At 64.2% G+C, this 2478-nt stretch carries 1 protein-coding gene; it reads right to left on the bottom strand.

The features are described 5' to 3' along the window. Nucleotides 1-86: 86 nt before the first annotated feature. A complete protein-coding gene (gene asnB, locus QMX83_RS21220; protein ID WP_282298605.1) occupies nucleotides 87-1778 on the bottom strand; it encodes an asparagine synthase B in 1692 nt (563 codons plus the stop codon). Nucleotides 1779-2478 lie beyond the last annotated feature (700 nt).

Below are 2478 nucleotides of genomic sequence, written 5' to 3'. Positions count from 1 at the left end.
GCCGTTGGCCGGCCCTCATGAGCGCCGGACACATTCCATGAGCCGGCCAACGGCCGGCGCTACCGGATGCGTCGAACGTACAGGAGTTATGCCAAGGCCTGTTCGTGCACCCCCGCGACGGCGCGACCGGAGGGATCGGCCATGGCGGCGAAGCTGGCGTCCCACGCAATCGCAGCTGGCGAGGAACATGCAATCGACTTGCCGCCCGGGACGGTCTCGGCTGCGGCCTGGGTCGGGAAGAACTGCTCGAACAGGTGGCGGTAGTAATAGGCCTCCTTGGTCTGCGGCGGGTTGTGCACGAAGCGCTTGTCGGCTGCAGCCATGACCCGGTCACTGACCTGGGCTTCGGCATGCGCCTTCAACCCGTCGATCCAGCCATAGCCAACGCCATCGCTGAACTGCTCTTTCTGCCGCCACAGGATCGAGTCCGGCAGGTAACCTTCGAACGCCTCGCGCAGTACCGCCTTTTCGATCCGGCGTGCACCATCACCGCCCTTCCCGACCATCTTGTGCTGCGCATCGATGCGCATGGCCACATCGAGGAACTCGCGGTCCAGGAACGGCACGCGCGGCTCCACGCCCCAGGCCATCATCGACTTGTTGGCGCGCAGGCAGTCGTAGTTGTTCAGCGCATCCAGCTTGCGCACCAGTTCCTCATGGAACTCACGCGCGTTGGGCGCTTTGTGGAAATACAGGTAGCCGCCGAAGATCTCGTCGCTGCCCTCGCCGGACAGCACCATCTTCACGCCCATGGCCTTGATCCGCCGCGCCAGCAGGAACATCGGCGTGGAGGCGCGGATGGTGGTGACGTCGTAGGTTTCCACATGGCGGATGACTTCCGGCAAGGCATCCAGGCCTTCCTCGAAGGTGTACTCGAAACCGTGATGCACGGTGCCCAGTGCCTCGGCGGCAATGGCGGCAGCGGCCAGATCCGGCGAGCCTTTCAGGCCGATGGCGAACGAATGCAGACGCGGCCACCACGCTTCGCTCTGATCGCCGTCTTCAATGCGATGGCGCGCATAGCGTGCGGCGACGGCCGCGACCAACGAGGAGTCCAGGCCGCCGGAGAGCAGCACACCATAGGGCACGTCGGTCATCAGCTGGCGATGCACTGCGCGCTCAAAGGCTTCGCGCAATGCGACGCGATCGGCCTCGACGCCTTCCACGGCGGCGTAGTCGCGCCACGGACGCTCGTAGTAGCGGGTCAGCGTATCGGTGGCGCTGTCATACCAGTGGCCGGGCGGGAACTGCGCGGCGTCGGCGCAGATATCGACCAGCGACTTCAGCTCGGAGGCCACAACCAGGCGACCGTCCTGGTCATGCCCCCAGTACAGCGGCACCACACCGATCGGATCACGCGCGATCAGCACGCGCTGCTGGTCGCGGTCCCACAGGGCGAAGGCAAAAATGCCGTTGAGGCGGTTGAGGAAGGAGGCGGGTTCGTCTTCGCGATACAGCGCGTTGATGACTTCGCAGTCCGAGCCGGTCTGGAAGGCATATGGCTGGGTCAGTTCGGCCTTGAGTTCACTGTGGTTGTAGATCTCGCCGTTGACGGCCAGGGCGAGGCCGCCGTCATCGGACAACAGCGGCTGTGAGCCGCCCGCTGGATCGACGATGGCCAGGCGCTCGTGCACCAGCACCGCACCCGTATCGACGTACACACCGCTCCAGTCGGGGCCGCGATGACGCTGACGTTGAGAGAGGTCGAGCGCGCGCCGACGCAGGGCGGGAAGATCATCGCCGGCCTGAAGACCGAACATTCCAAAGATCGAACACATGGGAACAGCTCCTGATGATGGGGGAATACACGTATTGCAGGCATTCGACCGGCCACCCAGGCCCGGATATGAAAAACCCGGACCATAAAAAAACCCGCATCGACCGATGCGGGTTTTCTGGTATCCGGGCGTGTTTCTGGTTCTAGCCCTGGTCGCAGTCCCGCATCGGCCGCGCACGATTATTCGCGCGCAGATTATTGCGGTTGTTATTGGTGACGGCGGTGGTCAGGGGCGAGGCCATGGATCGAACGTACCCCGAATTTTCGGGGCGTGCAACTGTTGCTGTCGCAACTTCCCTGGGTCGCATGGATCGCGTGCCGCCGGGCTCTGCCCGGCTGCTGTTGGATTTGGGCGAACAGCCGGTGGCCATCGGCTCCCTGTGTTGGCGGCTCGGGATGGGCGTTCCGGGGGACGCTGCAAGTACGTCCCTGTAAGCTCGGTCGCCGCATCCATGCGGCTCACGCCCCCTCCAGCCCACCCCGACCCGCCATCGACAGATGGTCGGTGGTCATGGGAAATGCCACATCAACGGCGGTGTCGATTTGGGGTCATGCGTTACCGGATGTTGGGGATTTCACGGCCGTCGTCTGTCGACCGACGCTACCAGGCCCAGGTGCTCTTGATCTTCCGTGGCAGCCGGACAATTGTCCGGGGTGGGTCGGGGTGGGTTTGCGGGACCGTGAAGGCACATGGATGTGCC

The organism is Stenotrophomonas sp. PS02289 (assembly GCF_029960115.1).
Taxonomy (GTDB): Bacteria; Pseudomonadota; Gammaproteobacteria; order Xanthomonadales; family Xanthomonadaceae; genus Stenotrophomonas.
The sequence above is the reverse complement of the archived record's forward strand: the minus strand, read 5'-3'. Positions and strand labels throughout refer to the sequence as shown.

Excerpts from the sequence above, each read along its gene's own strand:
- asnB (WP_282298605.1), bottom strand. The coding sequence starts at position 1,778 with ATGTGTTCGATCTTTGGAATGTTCGGTCTTCAGGCCGGCGATGATCTT.